This is a genomic window from Bordetella bronchiseptica, assembly GCF_900636925.1.
GTDB lineage: Bacteria > Pseudomonadota > Gammaproteobacteria > Burkholderiales > Burkholderiaceae_B > Bordetella > Bordetella pertussis.
This window is the reverse complement of sequence record NZ_LR134326.1, coordinates 2,378,190-2,393,824: the sequence shown is the minus strand read 5'-3', so window position 1 is coordinate 2,393,824 and position 15,635 is coordinate 2,378,190. Positions and strand designations below refer to the sequence as shown.

Genomic DNA, 15,635 nt, shown 5'->3' with positions numbered 1-15,635 from the left:
TGCTTATCGGCCCAGGCTCTGGATCACCTTGTCGGTGATATCGATACGGGGGTTGACCGTAACGGCGTCCTGGATGATGAGGTCGTAGTTCTCTTGCTCGGCAATGCGCTTGATGGCGTCATTGGCCTTGGTGACGATGCTCGAGAACTCTTCGTTGCGGCGGCGGTTGAAATCCTCCTGGAACTCGCGGCGCTTGCGCTGCAGGTCCATGTCGAGGTTGCTCAGCTCGCGCTGGCGCTTGACACGGTCCGATTCGGACAGCACCGGGGCATCCTTGTCGAACTTCTCGGCCTGCGAGCGCAGGCTGCTGCTCAGGCGCTGCAGTTCGTCGTCGCGGCGCTTGAATTCGGATTCGATCTTGCTTTGCGCCGCCTTGGCCGGACCCGATTCGCGCAGGATCCGCTCCGTGTTCACGAAGCCGATCTTGGTGCCTTGCGCCTGCGCGGTGACCGCCGCGGACGACCCGAACAGCAAAGCACCCGCCAGCGCCAGCGATACGCCCAGCTTGCCGGCCCCTCGTTTGGCGCGCTTGGAACCCGAGGTATTAAGTGCGAAATCAGACATCATGAAAATCTCACCTTCCAATGAGGTAAAGCAAAGACGATATTGTGCCACTAAACTGCGGGACGGCCGGGCAACCGGCCATTTCCCATGTTTTCATGCGTAACGGCTCGCAGGCTTCCCCGCAGCGATCAGAAACCCGTGCCGATCTGGAACTGGAACGCCTGCGTGTCGTCGCCGGACTTCGAATTCAGCGGGCGAGCGTACGACAACTGCAGCGGACCCAGCGGCGACTGCCACGACAGGCCGATACCGGCCGAGAAGCGCCAGCCGCACGGATCCTCCACTTCGCTGCCCGGCTTGCCGGCCGTGCACGACATGCCGCTGCCGGCCGCGACCTGGCCCGCATCGGTGAACACGAACCAGCGCAGCGTGCGGTCCTTCGAGGCGCCCGGGAACGGCAGGTACAGCTGGGCGTTGGCCACCATGCGGCGCGAACCGCCGATGTAGTCGCCCGTGAGGCGGTCGCGCGGGCCCAGCGAGGCGCCCTCGTAGCCGCGCACCGTGCCGATGCCGCCGGCGTACACGTTCTTGATCACCGGGTAGTCCAGGCCGCCGTAGCTGCGGCCGTAGTCGATCATGCCGTTCAGGGCCAGCGTGTAGCTGCGGCCCAGCGGCAGGTAGTACTGCTGCTGCGCCGTCAGCAGGTAGTACTTCAGATCCATCGTGGAGAAGTCGCCCTTCAGGCGCGTGTACGCGCCCTTGGTCGGCGCCAGCGCGCTGTCGCGCGTGTCCTTGGACCAGCCGGTGTTGAAGATCAGCGCGTTGGTCGAATCGCCGTACTGGTCGACGAAGTCGCGATAGGCCTGCGGCGAGTTGTTGTACAGATCGATCTGGTTGCGCTCGAACGTGCCGCCCAGGAAGATCCGGTCGTACTCGGAGATGGGCACGCCGAAGTTCATGCCCAGGCCCATGGCCTTCACGCGGTAGTCGCCGTCGTTGTTGTCCCACGGCTCGGTGACGCGGTAGTACGCCGAGGTGGTGCGGCTGATGCCGTCCTTGGTGAAATACGGATCGGTGTGCGAAAGCACCACGGCGCGGTTGGTCTTGCTGGTATTCAACTGCAGCGTCAGGTTGGTGCCGCTGCCGAAGACGTTGTCTTCGCTGATACCGGCCGACAGAATCGCCTTTTCGGACGAACCGTAGCCCACGCCCAGGTTGATGATGCCGGTGGGCTTTTCCTTGACGTCCACGTTGACGTCGACCTGGTCGGGCGAGCCCGGCACCGGATCGGTCTTGACGTTGACCTCGTTGAAATAGCCCAGGCGGTCGACGCGGTCGCGCGACACCTTGATGTCGCCCGCGTCGTACCAGGCGGCTTCCTGCTGGCGCATTTCGCGCCGCACCACTTCGTCGCGGGTGCGCGTGTTGCCGCCGATCTGGATGCGGCGCACGTAGACGCGGCGGCTCGGGTCGACGTAGAACGTGACGTCGGCCTCGTGCTTGGCGCGGTCGAGCTGCGGGTTGGGGTTGACGTTGGCGAATGCGTAGCCCAGGTCGCCCAGGTAGTCGGTAATGGCCTTGGCCGAGTTGTTGGCCTTGGCGGCGGAGAAGACCTCGCCCGGCTTGATCTCGACCAGGTTGTTGATTTCGCTGTCCAGCCCCATCAGGTTGCCGGCCAGCTTCACTTCGCGCACCTTGTAGGGCTCGCCCTCGTGCACGGTGATGGTGATGTAGATGTCCTTGCGGTCGGGCGAGATGGTGACCTGGGGCGGCTCGACCGTGAACTCCAGGTAGCCCTGGTCCAGGTAGAACGAGCGCAGCCGCTCGATGTCGCCTTCCAGCTTCTCGCGCGAGTACTTGTCGGTGTTGGTGTACCAGGTCAGCCAGCCCGGCGTGGTCAGGTCGAACTGGTCGAGCAGCTCGCCTTCCGAGAAAGCCTTGCTGCCGACCACGCGGATTTCGCGGATCTTGGCCACTTCGCCTTCGAACACGTCGAAACTGACGCCCACCCGGTTGCGCGGCAGCGGCGTGACCGTCGCGGTGACTTCGACGCCGTACTTGCCCTTGGCCAGGTACTGTTCTTTCAGCTCGTACTCGGCGCGTTCGAGCATGGACTGGTCGAAGATGCGCCCTTCGCCGAAACCCACCTGAGCCAGCGACTTGGTAATGGCCTTGGAGTCGAACTCGCGCATGCCATTGAAACTGATCGAGGCGATCGTGGGGCGCTCCTGCACCACGACCACGACGACGTTGTTGTCGGTCTGGATCTGCACGTCGCTGAAAAAGCCCGTGCCGTACAGGCGGCGCACCGCCTCGGTGGCCTCCTCGTCGGTGAACTTCTCGCCGACCTTGACCGGCAGGTAGCCGAACACCGTGCCGGCGTCGGTACGCTGAATGCCCTCCACGCGGATATCCCGCACGACAAAGGGCTCGAAGGCATGGGCCAGCGCGGGCGCAAGAAGCGCGGCGGCTAACAAACCCGGTATAACGCCCTTTTTGTGATGAAACATCCGGCGTAGAGACATCCTTGGGTATCCTTGGTCGTGCAAATGGCGGGGGATTTTATTCTATTCGTGCCTAAGTGAACAGGCGCGCAAAATCATTGAACAGTGCCAAGCCCATCAATCCTGCGAGCAGGCCGATGCCGGCTCGCTGGCCGATGTCTATCCAGCGATCGGAAACGGGACTGCCTTTTACAATTTCGACGAGATAGTACAGCAGATGCCCTCCGTCCAACATGGGTATCGGCAGCAGGTTCAATACGCCCAGGCTGATACTGATCAGCGCCAGGTAGGCAATATAGGCTTCCAGGCCGATCCGGGCGGTCTGGCCGGCATAATCGGCGATCGTGACCGGGCCGCTGATATTGCGCCAGGAGACCTCCCCCAGCACCATGCGGCCCATCATGCGCAACGACAGCCAGGCCGTGTCCCAGGTGCGCTGGGCGCCGCGCCAGACGCTGTCGATCACCCCGTAGCGCACCGTGACCATGGGGATATCCCCGCCCAGCTGCACGCCGATGCGGCCCACCTCCTGGCCCTGCACGGATTCGGCCCGCGGCACCACCGTCAGGGTCAGGCGGTCGGCGCCGCGCTGCACCGTCAGGGCCAGGGGCTGGCCGGCATGGCGCTGGATCAGGGCCACCAGCGCGCCCGCGTCCAGGTCGGCGGCCTGGCCGGCCGCCACGATCAGGTCGCCGCCACGCAGGCCGGCCTGCTCGCCGGCGCCGCCGGCGATGACCTCGCGCACCACCGGCTTGGGCTGGGCCAGGCGCAGGCCGGTCTCGGCCAGCGGGTCGCCGTCGGCCGGATCCAGGCGGTTGCCGCCCGGCACCTGCAGCACGAGACCGCGCGCCGCGCCGCCGGGGCCGCGCACTTCCAGCTGCGCCTCGCCCTGGCTGGAAAGCACGTCCAGCAGGCGCCAGCGCGCGTCATTCCAGGAATCGACCGCGCGCCCCTGCACCGCCTCGATGCGGTCGCCGGCCATCAGGCCGGCCTGCGCGGCCGGCGTGCCGGCCGCCGGCTGGCCCACCACCGGCGCGGGCACTTCGGTGCCGGCCAGGTTCAGGCCGGCATACAGGACCACGGCGAGAAAAAGATTGAACAGCGGCCCAGCGGCCACGATGGCGATGCGGCGCCCGACCGGCTGGGCATTGAAGGAGCGCGCCGCCTCGGCCGCGCTGGCGCCTGCCGGCGGATCGTCCTGCATCTTGACGTAGCCGCCCAGGGGGATCGCGGAAATGGCCCACTCGGTGCCGTGGCGGTCGGTGCGGCGCGCCAGCACCCGGCCGAACCCGACGGAAAAACGCAGCACGCGCACGCCGCACAGCCGGGCGATCCAGTAGTGGCCCAGTTCATGGAACGTAATCAGGGTGCCCAGGGCGACGACAAAGGCCAGCAGCGTGAAAAGCATGGATCAGACTCGGGTGGACGCGAAAGGCGGCCCGGCGCGTCACGCCAGGCCGAGATTGCCGGCGAATGAGCGCGCGCGCGCATCCAGGTCGAGCACGTCATCCAGGCTGGTCAGGGTAACAGATGCCTGCTTGGCCTGCCACTCGAGCACCGCCTCGATGACCCGGGCGATCCAGGTATAGCGCAGGCGCCCTTCCAGGAACGCGGCCACCGCGACTTCGTTGGCCGCGTTCAGGGCCACGCAGGCCGGCTGGCCGGCGCGCAGCGCGGCGAACGACAGCGCCAGGCACGGGAAGCGCTGCAGGTCGGGCTGCTCGAAATCCAGCCGCCCCCAGCGCGTCAGGTCCAGCAGCCCCACCCCGCTGGCCAGGCGCTCCGGAAAGCCCAGCCCGTAGGCGATGGGCGTGCGCATGTCGGGCTGTCCCAGTTGCGCCAGCACCGAGCCGTCGTCGTACTCGACCATGGAATGGACGACGCTTTGCGGATGGATCAGCACGTCGATGCGTTCGGACGGCATGGCGAACAGCCAATGGGCCTCGATGACCTCCAGTCCCTTGTTCAGCATGGTGGCCGAATCGACCGAAATCTTGCGCCCCATGCTCCAGTTGGGATGTGCGCAGGCCTGGGCCGGCGTCACTTCGTGCAGGTCGGCCGGGTCCTGGCGCCGGAACGGGCCGCCGGAGGCGGTCAGCAGCAGGCGCCGCACGCCGGGCGCGGGCGCGGTGGGCGCGGCCGCCCGGGCGCCCTGCGGCATGCACTGGAAGATGGCGTTGTGTTCGCTGTCGATGGGCAGCAATTCGGCGCCGTTCTCGCGCACGGCCGCCATGAACAGCGATCCGGCCGCCACCAGCGCTTCCTTGTTGGCCAGCAGCACCCGCTTGCCGGCCTGCGCCGCGGCCAGGGCCGCCGGCAGGCCGGCGGCGCCGACGATGGCGGCCATGACCGTGGTGCACTCGGGCGCGGCGGCCGTCTCGGCCAGCGCGCGCGGCCCGACCCGCACCTCGGGCATGGCGGCCTTGCCGCGCCAGGCGGCGCGAAAGCGCGCAGCCGCCGCATCGTCGGGCACGACCACCACGGCGGCGCCGCAGGCGGCCGCCTGGGCGGCCAGCTTGTCCATGCGGCTATAGGCCGACAGGGCATACACGCCCAGCCGATCCGGGTGGCGCGCGATAACGTCGAGCGTACTGTCGCCGATCGATCCGGTCGATCCCAGGACGGCGACGCGTTGAAAACGGGTCAAAACAACACTCCAGACATGAGCAACGCCAGCGGCGCCACCGGCAGGATGGCGTCGATGCGGTCATAGACGCCTCCGTGGCCGGGCAGCAGCGCGCTGGAATCCTTGCGGCCGGCGCGGCGCTTGAGCAAGGACTCGAACAGGTCGCCGACGATGGAGACGACGCCCAGCAAGGCGGCCGCCGGCAACGCCAGCCACCAGGACCAGCGTTCGACCAGCGCCTGGCCATAAGTTCCATCCCATTGGCTGCTCAGGGCGATCCACGCGACCGCGCCCAGCACGCCGGCCACCGCGCCGGCCACCGTCTTGCCCGGGCTGACCCGCGGCGCCAGCTTGCGCTTGCCGAAGGCGCGGCCGGCGAAATAGGCGGCGATATCGGCCACCCACACCAGCGCCAGCAGCGACACCACATAGGCGCCGCCGCGCGACAGATACATCAGCGCCAACACCGACCAGGCGGCCAGCACGGCGGGAATGGCGAACAGCGTCCAGCCCAGGCTGGCCGCCGGCGCGTCGGCGCGGCCGCGCGCGACCGCCGTGCCCGCGCCCAGCAGCCAGACGGCCACGACCGCCGGGGTGAGCCAGTAGCCGACCCAGACCTCGAGCCGCAGGCCGGACACGCCTCCCTGGATCCAGGCCTGCGCCATGGCCAGCATCGCCGCCAGCAGCGCCGCCGCCAGGCCGACGCACAGCGCACCCGAGGGGGGCTGGCGCACCGTCAGGCGCAGCCACTCCCAGGCGGCGCAGGCCGCGCCCAGCGCCAGCAAGGCGACGAACCACCACGGGTTGGCCAGCGCCAGCGTCAGGGCCAGGACGGCAAGCAATACGGCGGCGGTGATGATGCGCTGGCCCAGCATGAATACGTCTCCTTGGGGGTCAGCGCTTGGCGCCGCCGCGCAATTGCGCGCTGGTGCGGCCGAAGCGCCGCTCGCGCGTGCGATACCACTCGAAGGCGGCATCGAGCTCGTCGGCGCCGAAATCGGGCCAGAATTGTTCGGTGAAATAGAATTCAGCGTAGGCCAGTTGCCAGACCAGGAAGTTCGAAATGCGCTGTTCGCCGCCGGTGCGGATGAACAGGTCCGGTTCCGGCGCCCAGGCCATCGAAAGATGTTCGGCCAGCCGCGCCTCGTCGATGCGGTCGGGATCCTGGGCCAGGCCCGGATCGGCGCGCAGCATGGCGCGCGTGGCCTGCAGGATGTCCCAGCGGCCGCCGTAATTGGCCGCCACCGTCAGGTGCAGCCGGTCGTTGTGCTCGGTGCGTTCCTGCGCCTGGGCGATCAGTTCCTGCAGCTTGGGCTCGAACGCGCTCAGGTCTCCCACCACGTGCAGGCGCACGCCCTGGTCCTGCAATTTGTCGACTTCGCGCTCGAGCGCCTGCACGAACAGCCGCATCAACAGCGACACCTCGTCGGCCGGACGGCGCCAGTTCTCGGAACTGAATGCGAACAGAGTCAGGTAGCGCACGCCGCGCCGGCCGCAGGCCTCGACCACGCGGCGCACCGCGTGCACGCCCTTGGCGTGCCCTGCCGTGCGCGGCAGGTGGCGGCGCGTCGCCCAGCGGCCGTTGCCATCCATGATGATGGCTACGTGCCTGGGGATGTCCCCCGTTTCCGGAATCGCCTGAGTCGAACTGAGTGCCATGGCTGGAGCTTGGCGCAAGGCGGCAAGCAAAAAGGTATTGCAAAAGCCTGCGCCGTCGCGCCTGCGCCAAATCCGACAGGACCAGCGCGGCCGGGACGGCGCGTACGGAACAGATTCCGATATCGACACCGGAGCCGTCGATACGGCCCCGATACCTCAACCGGAATTATACGGTCATGATTTCCGCTTCTTTCTGGACGATCATCTTGTCGATGTCGCCGACGGCACGGTCAGTCAGTTTCTGGACATCATCCTGGGCGCGACGCTCGTCATCCTCGGAGATTTCCTTGTCCTTGACCAGCTTCTTGAGCGCCTCGTTGGCTTCGCGGCGCAGGTTGCGCACCGCCACCTTGGCGTCCTCGCCTTCGCTCTTGACCACTTTGGTCAGGTCGCGGCGGCGCTCCTCGGTCAGGGCCGGCATCGGCACGCGGATGGTTTCGCCCATCGAGACCGGATTCAGTCCCAGGTCCGACTCGCGAATCGCCTTTTCGATCGGGCCCGCCATGCTCTTCTCGTACGGCTGCACGCTGATGGTGCGGGCATCGACGAGATTCACGTTGGCGACCTGGCTGATCGGCACCGGCGAGCCGTAGTACTCGACCTGCACGTGATCCAGGATGCCGGTATGGGCGCGGCCCGTGCGGATCTTGGCCAGGCTCGCCTTGAGCGTTTCAAGCGATTTGGCCATCCTGGTTTCAGCGGACTTACGAATATCTGCGACGCTCATGGAATTTCCTTTTCTTAAACGTGTACCAGCGTGCCTTCGTCTTCGCCGCTGACGGCCCGCTTGAGGGCGCCGGACTTGTTGATCGAAAACACTTTGATGGGCAGCTTTTGGTCACGGCACAACGCGAACGCCGTGGCGTCCATGACCTCGAGCCGGCGCACGATGGCTTCGTCGAAGCTGATGCGCGCGTAGCGGGTCGCGGTCGGATCCTTGTTGGGATCGGCGCTGTAGATGCCGTCGACCTTGGTTGCCTTGAGCACGATTTCGGCGCCGATCTCCGCACCGCGCAGCGCGGCCGCGGTATCGGTGGTGAAGAACGGGTTGCCGGTGCCGGCCGCGAAGATCACGACCTTGCCCTCTTCGAGGTAGCGCAGGGCCTTGGGCCGGATGTAGGGCTCGACCACCTGGTCGATGTTCAGCGCCGACTGCACCCGCGTGTCGACGCCCTTGTGCTTGAGCGCGTCCTGCAGCGCCAGCGCGTTCATGATGGTTGCCATCATGCCCATGTAGTCGGCGGTCGCGCGGTCCATGCCCTGCGCGCCCGGGGCGACGCCACGGAAAATATTGCCTCCGCCGATGACGATGGCCAGTTCGACGCCCAGTGCGGCGACTTCGGCGATCTCATCGGTCATGCGGACGATGGTGGAGCGATTGATGCCAAAGGCATCTTCGCCCATCAGCGCCTCGCCGGAAAGTTTGAGAAGAACCCGTTTATATGATCTGCTGCTCATAGGTGATATCCCGAGAAACGATCCGACGAAAGTGTAAGACAAGAAATAGGCCGGCAGTTCGGGAAGCCCCGCCCTGGCCGGCCCCTACGATGACGCGTCAGGCGCGGCCAGCGGCGGCGGCGGCGACCTCGGAAGCGAAATCGGCGGTCTTCTTCTCGATCCCTTCACCAACGACGAACAGAACGAACTTGGTGATCGAAGCGCCCTTTTCCTTGAGCATCTGTTCGATCGTTTGCTTGTCGTTCTTGACGAAGGGTTGCGACAGCAGAGTAACTTCCTTCAGGAATTTCTGCACGGAACCTTCGACCATCTTGGCGACGATTTCGGCGGGCTTGCCCGATTCGGCGGCCTTCTGTTCGGCTACCGAGCGCTCGGCGGCGATGTCTTCGGCGTTGACGCCGTCGGCATTGAGGGCCTTGGGCTTGGTCGCGGCGATGTGCATGGCCAGGTCCTTGCCCACTTCCTCGGCGCCCGAGAACTCGACCAGTACGCCGATCTTGCCGCCGTGCACGTAGCTGGCCAGCGAGTTCGGGGTCTGGATGCGCTCGAAGCGGCGCACCGAGATGTTTTCGCCGATCTTGCCCACCAGCGCGGTGCGGGTGGTCTCGACCGTGCCTTCGCCGAACGGCAGCGCCGACAGCGCGGCCACGTCGGCCGGATTCTGCGTGGCGACCAGCTCGGCCAGCTTGTTGATGAAATCGATGAAATCGGTGTTCTTGGCGACGAAGTCGGTCTCGCAGTTGACTTCGATGACGGCGCCCTGCTTGCCGTCGGCGGCGATGTACAGGCCGATCAGGCCTTCGGCGGTCACGCGGGCGGCGGCCTTGCTGGCCTTGTTGCCCAGCTTGACGCGCAGGATTTCCTCGGCGCGGGCCAGATCACCTTCGGCTTCGGTCAGAGCCTTCTTGCACTCCATCATGGGCGCATCGGTCTTCTCGCGCAGTTCCTTGACCAGGGCGGCGGTAATTTCAGCCATGTTTGCTCCAAATTCGCTAAGACATGGCCCGGCAAGCATGAACCGGGACATATGGTTGATTCGATATGGCACCCGCCTGGGCGGGTCGTGAGGCGGGAGCCCACCTCGGCGCCGGCATCCGGGCGGCAGCCCGGGCGCCCAGCGCCCGAGGCTTGCCGGCCCGGCCGGCGCGGCAACCGGCTATCAGGCCTGGTTGTCCTGCACTTCGACGAACTCTTCCTGGCCTTCGCCGATTTCCTCGACCAGGCCATTGATGTTCTGCTCGCGGCCTTCCAGCACGGCGTCGGCCATGCCCTTGGCGTACAGCGCGATGGCGCGGGCCGAGTCGTCGTTGCCGGGAATGACATGGTCGATGCCGTCGGGCGAGTGGTTGGTATCAACCACGGCCACGACCGGGATGCCCAGCACCTTGGCTTCGGCGACCGCGATCTTGTGGTAGCCGACGTCGATGACGAACAGCGCGTCGGGCAGGCCGTTCATGTCCTTGATGCCGCCGATCGACTTGTTCAGCTTGTCCAGTTCGCGCTGGAACAGCAGGCCTTCCTTCTTGGTCATGCGCTCGAAGCCGCCGTCGGCGACCATGGCTTCCATGTCCTTCAGGCGCTTGATCGAGCTCTTGACCGTCTTGAAGTTGGTCAGCATGCCGCCGAGCCAGCGGGCGTCGACGTAGGGCATGCCGCAGCGGGCGGCTTCGGTTGCCACCAGTTCGCGCGCGGCGCGCTTGGTGCCGACGAACAGGATGTTGCCGCCACGGGCGACCAGTTGCTTGACGAACTTCGAGGCTTCCTGGTACTTGGCGACCGTCTGCTCGAGGTTGATGATGTGAATCTTGTTACGGTGACCGAAGATGTACGGGGCCATCTTGGGGTTCCAGTAACGGGTCTGGTGGCCAAAGTGGACGCCAGCTTCCAGCATTTCACGCATGAGGGACATAACTATCTCCGAGGGTTAAGTCTTGCGCTACACCTGCATCGGATAAAACCGACACCCTGGGTGGCATAACGCGCGATTTCCTGACAAACAGGATGAAATAAAAAAAACAAACCGAGCCGACCGATCGCCGCGCCCCAAACCAGGGACGCAGCTATGAACCCAGACGGTCGCGGGCGCACGCGGCCGGCGCCACCTGTCTCGATCCGCGCTGGCGGCCGACATTGTCGCCCCCAGCTGGCTGCCTTGTTGGCAGCGGAATCGGGCCGCTGGAATCAGGATCCCGGGGCAGTTCTTCAGGCAGCCCGCCAGCGCGAGCCGCCAAGAACTTAAGCCGGGCGCCCACACCGCGCCTGCACCGCTGCTCTAAAGCGTCGATCGAGAAAATGGTGCCACATCAACCCGCGATACCGCGCAACGCGCCAACCGCAGGCCAAAGCCAGTCTACCCTTTCCCAGCCATCCGGCCCATCCGGCCCGCCTCGCCCCGCACAAATCGCCCAAAACACCGGGCAAGACTCCGTGCGAACGCAAGACAAACCGTATAGCCTTACACTTACTGCTTTGCTACTTGCCTGCCTGCCCTGCTCTTTCAACCGGCCTGTCCTCGTGCCCATCGTCGCACAAGCACAAGACAAATCACGTTCGACAATCACGTTCGACAATCACATTCGACATCACATTCCGGGCCAAGACAGGGCGTGCTTTTCCAGGCAAGCCTATAATTCTACTATTTTTCGACCGCGCCACTCAAGCTGATACATGGGCATCGTTACCGATCCGGCCGATCTGGCCAAAATGCGCGCCGCCTGCCAAGACGCCGCCAAAATCCTCGACTTCATTACGCCGTACGTCAAACCAGGCGTCACGACGGGCGAGCTGGACAAGCTGTGCCTGGCCTACCTGACCGACGAACTGAAGGTCAAGTCGGCCACCATAGGCTACGCCCCACCCGGCTACCCGCCCTTCACCGGCGCCATCTGCACCTCGGTCAACCACCAGGTCTGTCATGGCATACCGGGCGACAAGGTGCTCAAGAACGGCGATTCGCTCAACATCGACGTCACCATCATCAAGGATGGCTGGTTCGGCGATACCAGCCGCATGTATCACGTGGGCGAGCCCTCGATCCTGTCGCGCCGCCTGACCGACATCACCTACGACTGCATGTGGAAAGGCATCGAACAGGTGCGCAATGGCGCCACGCTGGGCGATATCGGCCATGCCATCCAGAAGTACGCCGAGGCGCAGGGTTTCTCGGTGGTGCGCGAATTCTGCGGCCACGGCATCGGCCAGCGCTTCCATGAAGACCCGCAGGTGCTGCACTACGGCAAGCCCGGCACCGGCGTCAAGCTGGTGACCGGCATGCTGTTCACGGTCGAGCCCATGATCAACGCCGGCCGGCGCGAAATCCGCCAGCTGGCCGACGGCTGGACGGTGGTGACGCGCGACCACAGCCTGTCGGCCCAGTGGGAGCACACGGTGCTGGTCACCGATACCGGCTACGAAGTGCTGACGGTCTCGCCCGGCATGCCCGCCCCGCCGGCCTTCGTGACACGGCCGGTCGAAATCCCGGCTCTCTGACCCCCGCCGCCGCGCGGCAAGGCTGCCCCATGCCCCACGTCGATCTGAATCCGCTGAAGCAGCGCATGCAGGCCGCCCGGGCGGCAGCCGTCGCGCAGTTTCGCCAGCATCCCCGGCCGGACATGCTGCTGACCGAATTGCGGCGCATCGTCGACCAGGCGCTGCGCGAGCTGGTCAAGCTGTGTCCGCTGCCGGCCGGCGCCACCCTGGCGGCGGTCGGCGGCTATGGCCGCGGCGAACTGTATCCGCATTCCGACGTCGACCTGCTGATCCTGCTGCCGCAGCCCCCGTCGGCGGCCGATGCGCGCGCGGTCGAGGCATTGGTGGCCGCCCTGTGGGACCTGGGCCTGGAACCCGGCCATAGCGTGCGCACGCTGGAAGACTGCGAGCGCGAGGCGCGCGGCGACATCACCGTCGAGACGGCGCTGCTGGAATCGCGCTGGCTGGCCGGCAGCCGCACGCTCATGAAGCGCCTGGACAGCGCCATGCGGGCACGGCTGGACGCGGCGGTGTTCTTCCAGGCCAAGCGGGTGGAGATGCAGCAGCGCCACGCCCGCTACCAGGACACGCCCTACGCGCTGGAACCCAATTGCAAGGAGTCGCCTGGCGGCCTGCGCGACCTGCAGGTCATCCTGTGGATGGCCCGCGCCGCCGGCTTCGGCCACAGCTGGCGCGAGGTGGCCCAGGCCGGCTTGCTCACCTCGTCCGAAGCGCGCGACCTGCGGCGCGCCGAACAGGCCTTCAAGCGCCTGCGCATCGAGCTGCACCTGCTGACGGGCCGGCGCGAAGACCGCGTCCTGTTCGACCTGCAACCGGGCCTGGCCGCGGTCTATGGCATTGCGTCGACGGCGACGCGGCGCGCCAGCGAACTGCTGATGCAGCGTTATTACTGGGCCGCGCGCCTGGTGACCCAGCTCAATGTCATCCTGGTACAGAACATCGAGGAACGGCTGTTCCCGCGCCCGGACAGCGACGCGCGCCTGATCGACGACGATTTCCGCAACCTGCGCGAGCGGCTGGACATCGTGCGCGAGGATGGCTTCGAGCGCAATCCGACGCTGCTGCTGCGCGCCTTCCTGGTGATGCAGCAGCATCCGGAACTGATCGGCATGTCGGCCCGCACGCTGCGCGCCATCTGGCATTCGCGCCACCGCATCGACGCGCAGTTCCGCCGCAATCCGGTCAACCGCAAGCTGTTCCTGCAGATCCTGCAGCAGCCGCGCGGCATCGTCCACGAGTTGCGCCGCATGACCATGCTCAACATCCTGCCGCGCTACCTGCCGGTGTTCCGGCGCATCGTCGGCCAGATGCAGCACGACCTGTTCCATGTCTATACGGTCGACCAGCACACCCTGGCGGTCGTGCGCAACCTGCGCCGCTTCACCATGCCCGAGCACGCCCAGGAATACCCGCTGGCCAGCCAGCTGATCGCCGGCCTGGACCGCCACTGGCTGCTGTATGTCGCGGCGCTGTTCCACGATATCGCCAAGGGCCGCGGCGGCGATCATTCCGAACTGGGCGCGCGCGAGGTGCGCCGCTTCGCGCAGGACCACGGCCTGGATCCGGCCGATGCCGAGCTGGTCGAGTTCCTGGTGCGCCATCACCTGCTGATGTCGGCGGTCGCCCAGAAGCGCGACCTGTCCGACCCGCAGGTGGTGCGCGACTTCGCCGCCCAGGTGGGCGACGAACGCCGCCTGGCCGCCCTCTACCTGCTGACCGTGGCCGACATCCGCGGCACCAGCCCGCGCGTCTGGAACGCCTGGAAGGGCAAGCTGCTGGAAGACCTTTTCCGCCTGACCCTGGCGGCGCTGGGCGGCGCGCACGCCGACGCGCACACCGTGCTGACCGAGCGCAAGGACGAGGCGGCCCGCCTGACCCGCCTGGCGGGCCTGCGCGACGACGCCCGCGAAGCCTTCTGGAACCAGCTGGACATCGCCTACTTCCTGCGCCACGACGCCTCCGAGATCGCCTGGCACACGCGCCACCTCTATTACCAGGTGGCGCCCGACGAGCCGGTGGTGCGGGTCCGCCCCACCGAGCACGGCGAGGGGCTGCAGGTCATGGTCTACACGCGCGACGCGCCGGATCTGTTCGTGACGACCTGCGGCTACTTCGACGCCAAGTCGCTCAGCGTGCAGGATGCGCGCGTGCACACCACCCGCCACGGCTGGGCGCTGGACAGCTTCATCGTGCTGGCGCCCGAGGGCTTCGCCGACCTGCGCGCCCAGGCCACCCTGGTGGAGCACGAGCTGGCCGAACGCCTGCGCGATCCGCACGCCGCCGGGCACGCACATGCGCCACGGCGCCTGCCGCACAGCCACGCCCGGCGCTCGCGGGTGTTTCCGGTCATGCCGCAGGCCGAGCTCTCGCCCGACGAACGCAGCCAGTCCTGGCGCCTGTCGGTCACCGCGACCGACCGGCCCGGCCTGCTGTACGCGCTGGCGCGCGTATTCGCCGAACACGGCGTGGACCTGATCATGGCCAAGATCATGACGCTGGGCGAACGCGTCGAGGACGTGTTCATCGTGTCGGGCTCGGCGCTGGAGCGCCCGCGCAGCCAGATGCAGTTCGAACGCGCCATCCTGGACGCGCTGGCCGGCGACGAGCCGCGCCAGCAGGCCGCCTGAACGGCCGCGGCCTTCACCCCGCCACCGCCCCCGCCGCCATGCCATACAACGAGTACCTGCTGGTTTTCGGACGCAGCTTCTTCTTTGCCCTGGCCACGCTGCTGCCGTTTCTCAACCCGCCGGCCATCACGCCGATCTTCTGGACGCTGACCGAGGGCGCGTCCAAGCAGACCCGCGCCCAGCTGTCCAAGCGCGTGGCCATCAACGTGGCGTTGATGATGATCGGCGCCATGATCGCCGGCAACGTGGTGCTCAGTTTCTTCGGGATTTCGCTGGCCATCGTACGCGTGGGCGGCGGCATGCTGGTCATCTACAGCGCCTGGCGGCTGGTCAACTCGCCCGATGCCGATACGTCGCGGCACGCCCAGATGGCCGAATCGTTCACGCCCGAGATGGCGCAGGCGCGCGCCTTCTACCCGCTCACCTTTCCGATCAGCTGCGGCCCCGGCACCATCGCCGCCTGCATCACGGTAGGCGCGTCGCTGCGCGACGAAAACCACATGCTCAGCCTGGCGCGCCTGGCCGGCTCGCTGCCCGGCGTGGCGCTGGTGGCCTTCACCCTGTTCATCTGCCTGCGCTTTGCCGCGCAGATGCTGCACCGGCTGGGCGACAACGGCACCGCCGTGTTCATGCGGCTGTCGGCGTTCATCATGCTGTGCCTGGGCGTGCAGATCTTCTGGAGCGGCGCGAGCGAACTGCTGCTGGACGTCATGCGGCAGATCATGCAACCTATTGCGGCGCCGCCGGCCTAACCCTGGCGCGGCCATC

The 15,635-nt window shown here is 66.6% G+C and carries 13 protein-coding genes; 3 read left to right on the top strand and 10 right to left on the bottom strand.

Annotation, left to right across the window (positions count from 1 at the left end; genetic code table 11):
• Window positions 1-3 precede the first annotated feature (3 nt).
• The 10 genes from EL288_RS11150 to rpsB form a co-directional block, all read right to left on the bottom strand.
• A complete protein-coding gene (locus EL288_RS11150) occupies window positions 4-567 on the bottom strand; it encodes an OmpH family outer membrane protein (RefSeq protein ID WP_003811782.1) in 564 nt (187 codons plus the stop codon).
• A 125-nt stretch (window positions 568-692) separates the two neighbouring features.
• Window positions 693-3,029 carry an outer membrane protein assembly factor BamA gene (gene bamA, locus EL288_RS11145; protein WP_003811784.1) on the bottom strand — a complete coding sequence of 779 codons (2,337 nt, stop codon included), beginning with the start codon at window positions 3,027-3,029 and terminating at the stop codon, window positions 693-695.
• 52 nt (window positions 3,030-3,081) lie between these two features.
• Window positions 3,082-4,416 (bottom strand): RIP metalloprotease RseP, encoded by a 1,335-nt coding sequence (gene rseP / locus EL288_RS11140; RefSeq protein WP_003811786.1) that lies wholly within the window; start codon window positions 4,414-4,416, stop codon window positions 3,082-3,084.
• Between the two features lie 39 nt (window positions 4,417-4,455).
• On the bottom strand, window positions 4,456-5,655 hold the full coding sequence (locus EL288_RS11135) for a 1-deoxy-D-xylulose-5-phosphate reductoisomerase (protein WP_003811788.1): 1,200 nt from the start codon (window positions 5,653-5,655) through the stop codon (window positions 4,456-4,458).
• Complete coding sequence (locus tag EL288_RS11130; RefSeq protein ID WP_003811790.1) at window positions 5,652-6,509, bottom strand: phosphatidate cytidylyltransferase; 858 nt, start codon at window positions 6,507-6,509, stop codon at window positions 5,652-5,654. Before EL288_RS11130 ends, EL288_RS11135 begins: the two co-directional genes overlap by 4 nt.
• 19 nt (window positions 6,510-6,528) lie before the next feature.
• A complete protein-coding gene (gene uppS, locus EL288_RS11125) occupies window positions 6,529-7,293 on the bottom strand; it encodes a polyprenyl diphosphate synthase (RefSeq protein ID WP_010930350.1) in 765 nt (254 codons plus the stop codon).
• 166 nt (window positions 7,294-7,459) lie between these two features.
• Entirely contained in the window at window positions 7,460-8,020 is a 561-nt protein-coding gene (gene frr, locus EL288_RS11120) for a ribosome recycling factor (RefSeq protein WP_003811796.1), read from the bottom strand.
• 14 nt (window positions 8,021-8,034) lie between these two features.
• A complete protein-coding gene (pyrH, locus tag EL288_RS11115; protein ID WP_010926571.1) occupies window positions 8,035-8,751 on the bottom strand; it encodes a UMP kinase in 717 nt (238 codons plus the stop codon).
• A gap of 97 nt (window positions 8,752-8,848) precedes the next feature.
• Entirely contained in the window at window positions 8,849-9,727 is an 879-nt protein-coding gene (tsf, locus tag EL288_RS11110; RefSeq protein ID WP_010926570.1) for a translation elongation factor Ts, read from the bottom strand.
• 183 nt (window positions 9,728-9,910) lie between these two features.
• Window positions 9,911-10,660: a 30S ribosomal protein S2 gene (gene rpsB / locus EL288_RS11105; protein WP_003811803.1), complete on the bottom strand. Its 750-nt coding sequence runs from the start codon at window positions 10,658-10,660 to the stop codon at window positions 9,911-9,913.
• 758 nt (window positions 10,661-11,418) lie between these two features.
• On the opposite strand from rpsB, the gene map reads away from it, so the two are divergent.
• From map to EL288_RS11090, 3 genes are read left to right on the top strand one after another with little or no spacing between them, the layout of a single operon-like run.
• On the top strand, window positions 11,419-12,240 hold the full coding sequence (gene map / locus EL288_RS11100) for a type I methionyl aminopeptidase (RefSeq protein WP_003811806.1): 822 nt from the start codon (window positions 11,419-11,421) through the stop codon (window positions 12,238-12,240).
• Between the two features lie 29 nt (window positions 12,241-12,269).
• The gene (locus EL288_RS11095) at window positions 12,270-14,867 is read left to right on the top strand and encodes a [protein-PII] uridylyltransferase (protein WP_126621928.1); all 2,598 of its coding nucleotides are present in this window, start codon (window positions 12,270-12,272) and stop codon (window positions 14,865-14,867) included.
• 38 nt (window positions 14,868-14,905) lie between these two features.
• Window positions 14,906-15,619, top strand: coding sequence for a MarC family protein (locus EL288_RS11090; RefSeq protein WP_003811810.1), 714 nt, complete (start codon window positions 14,906-14,908; stop codon window positions 15,617-15,619).
• The last annotated feature ends 16 nt before the right edge of the window (window positions 15,620-15,635 follow it).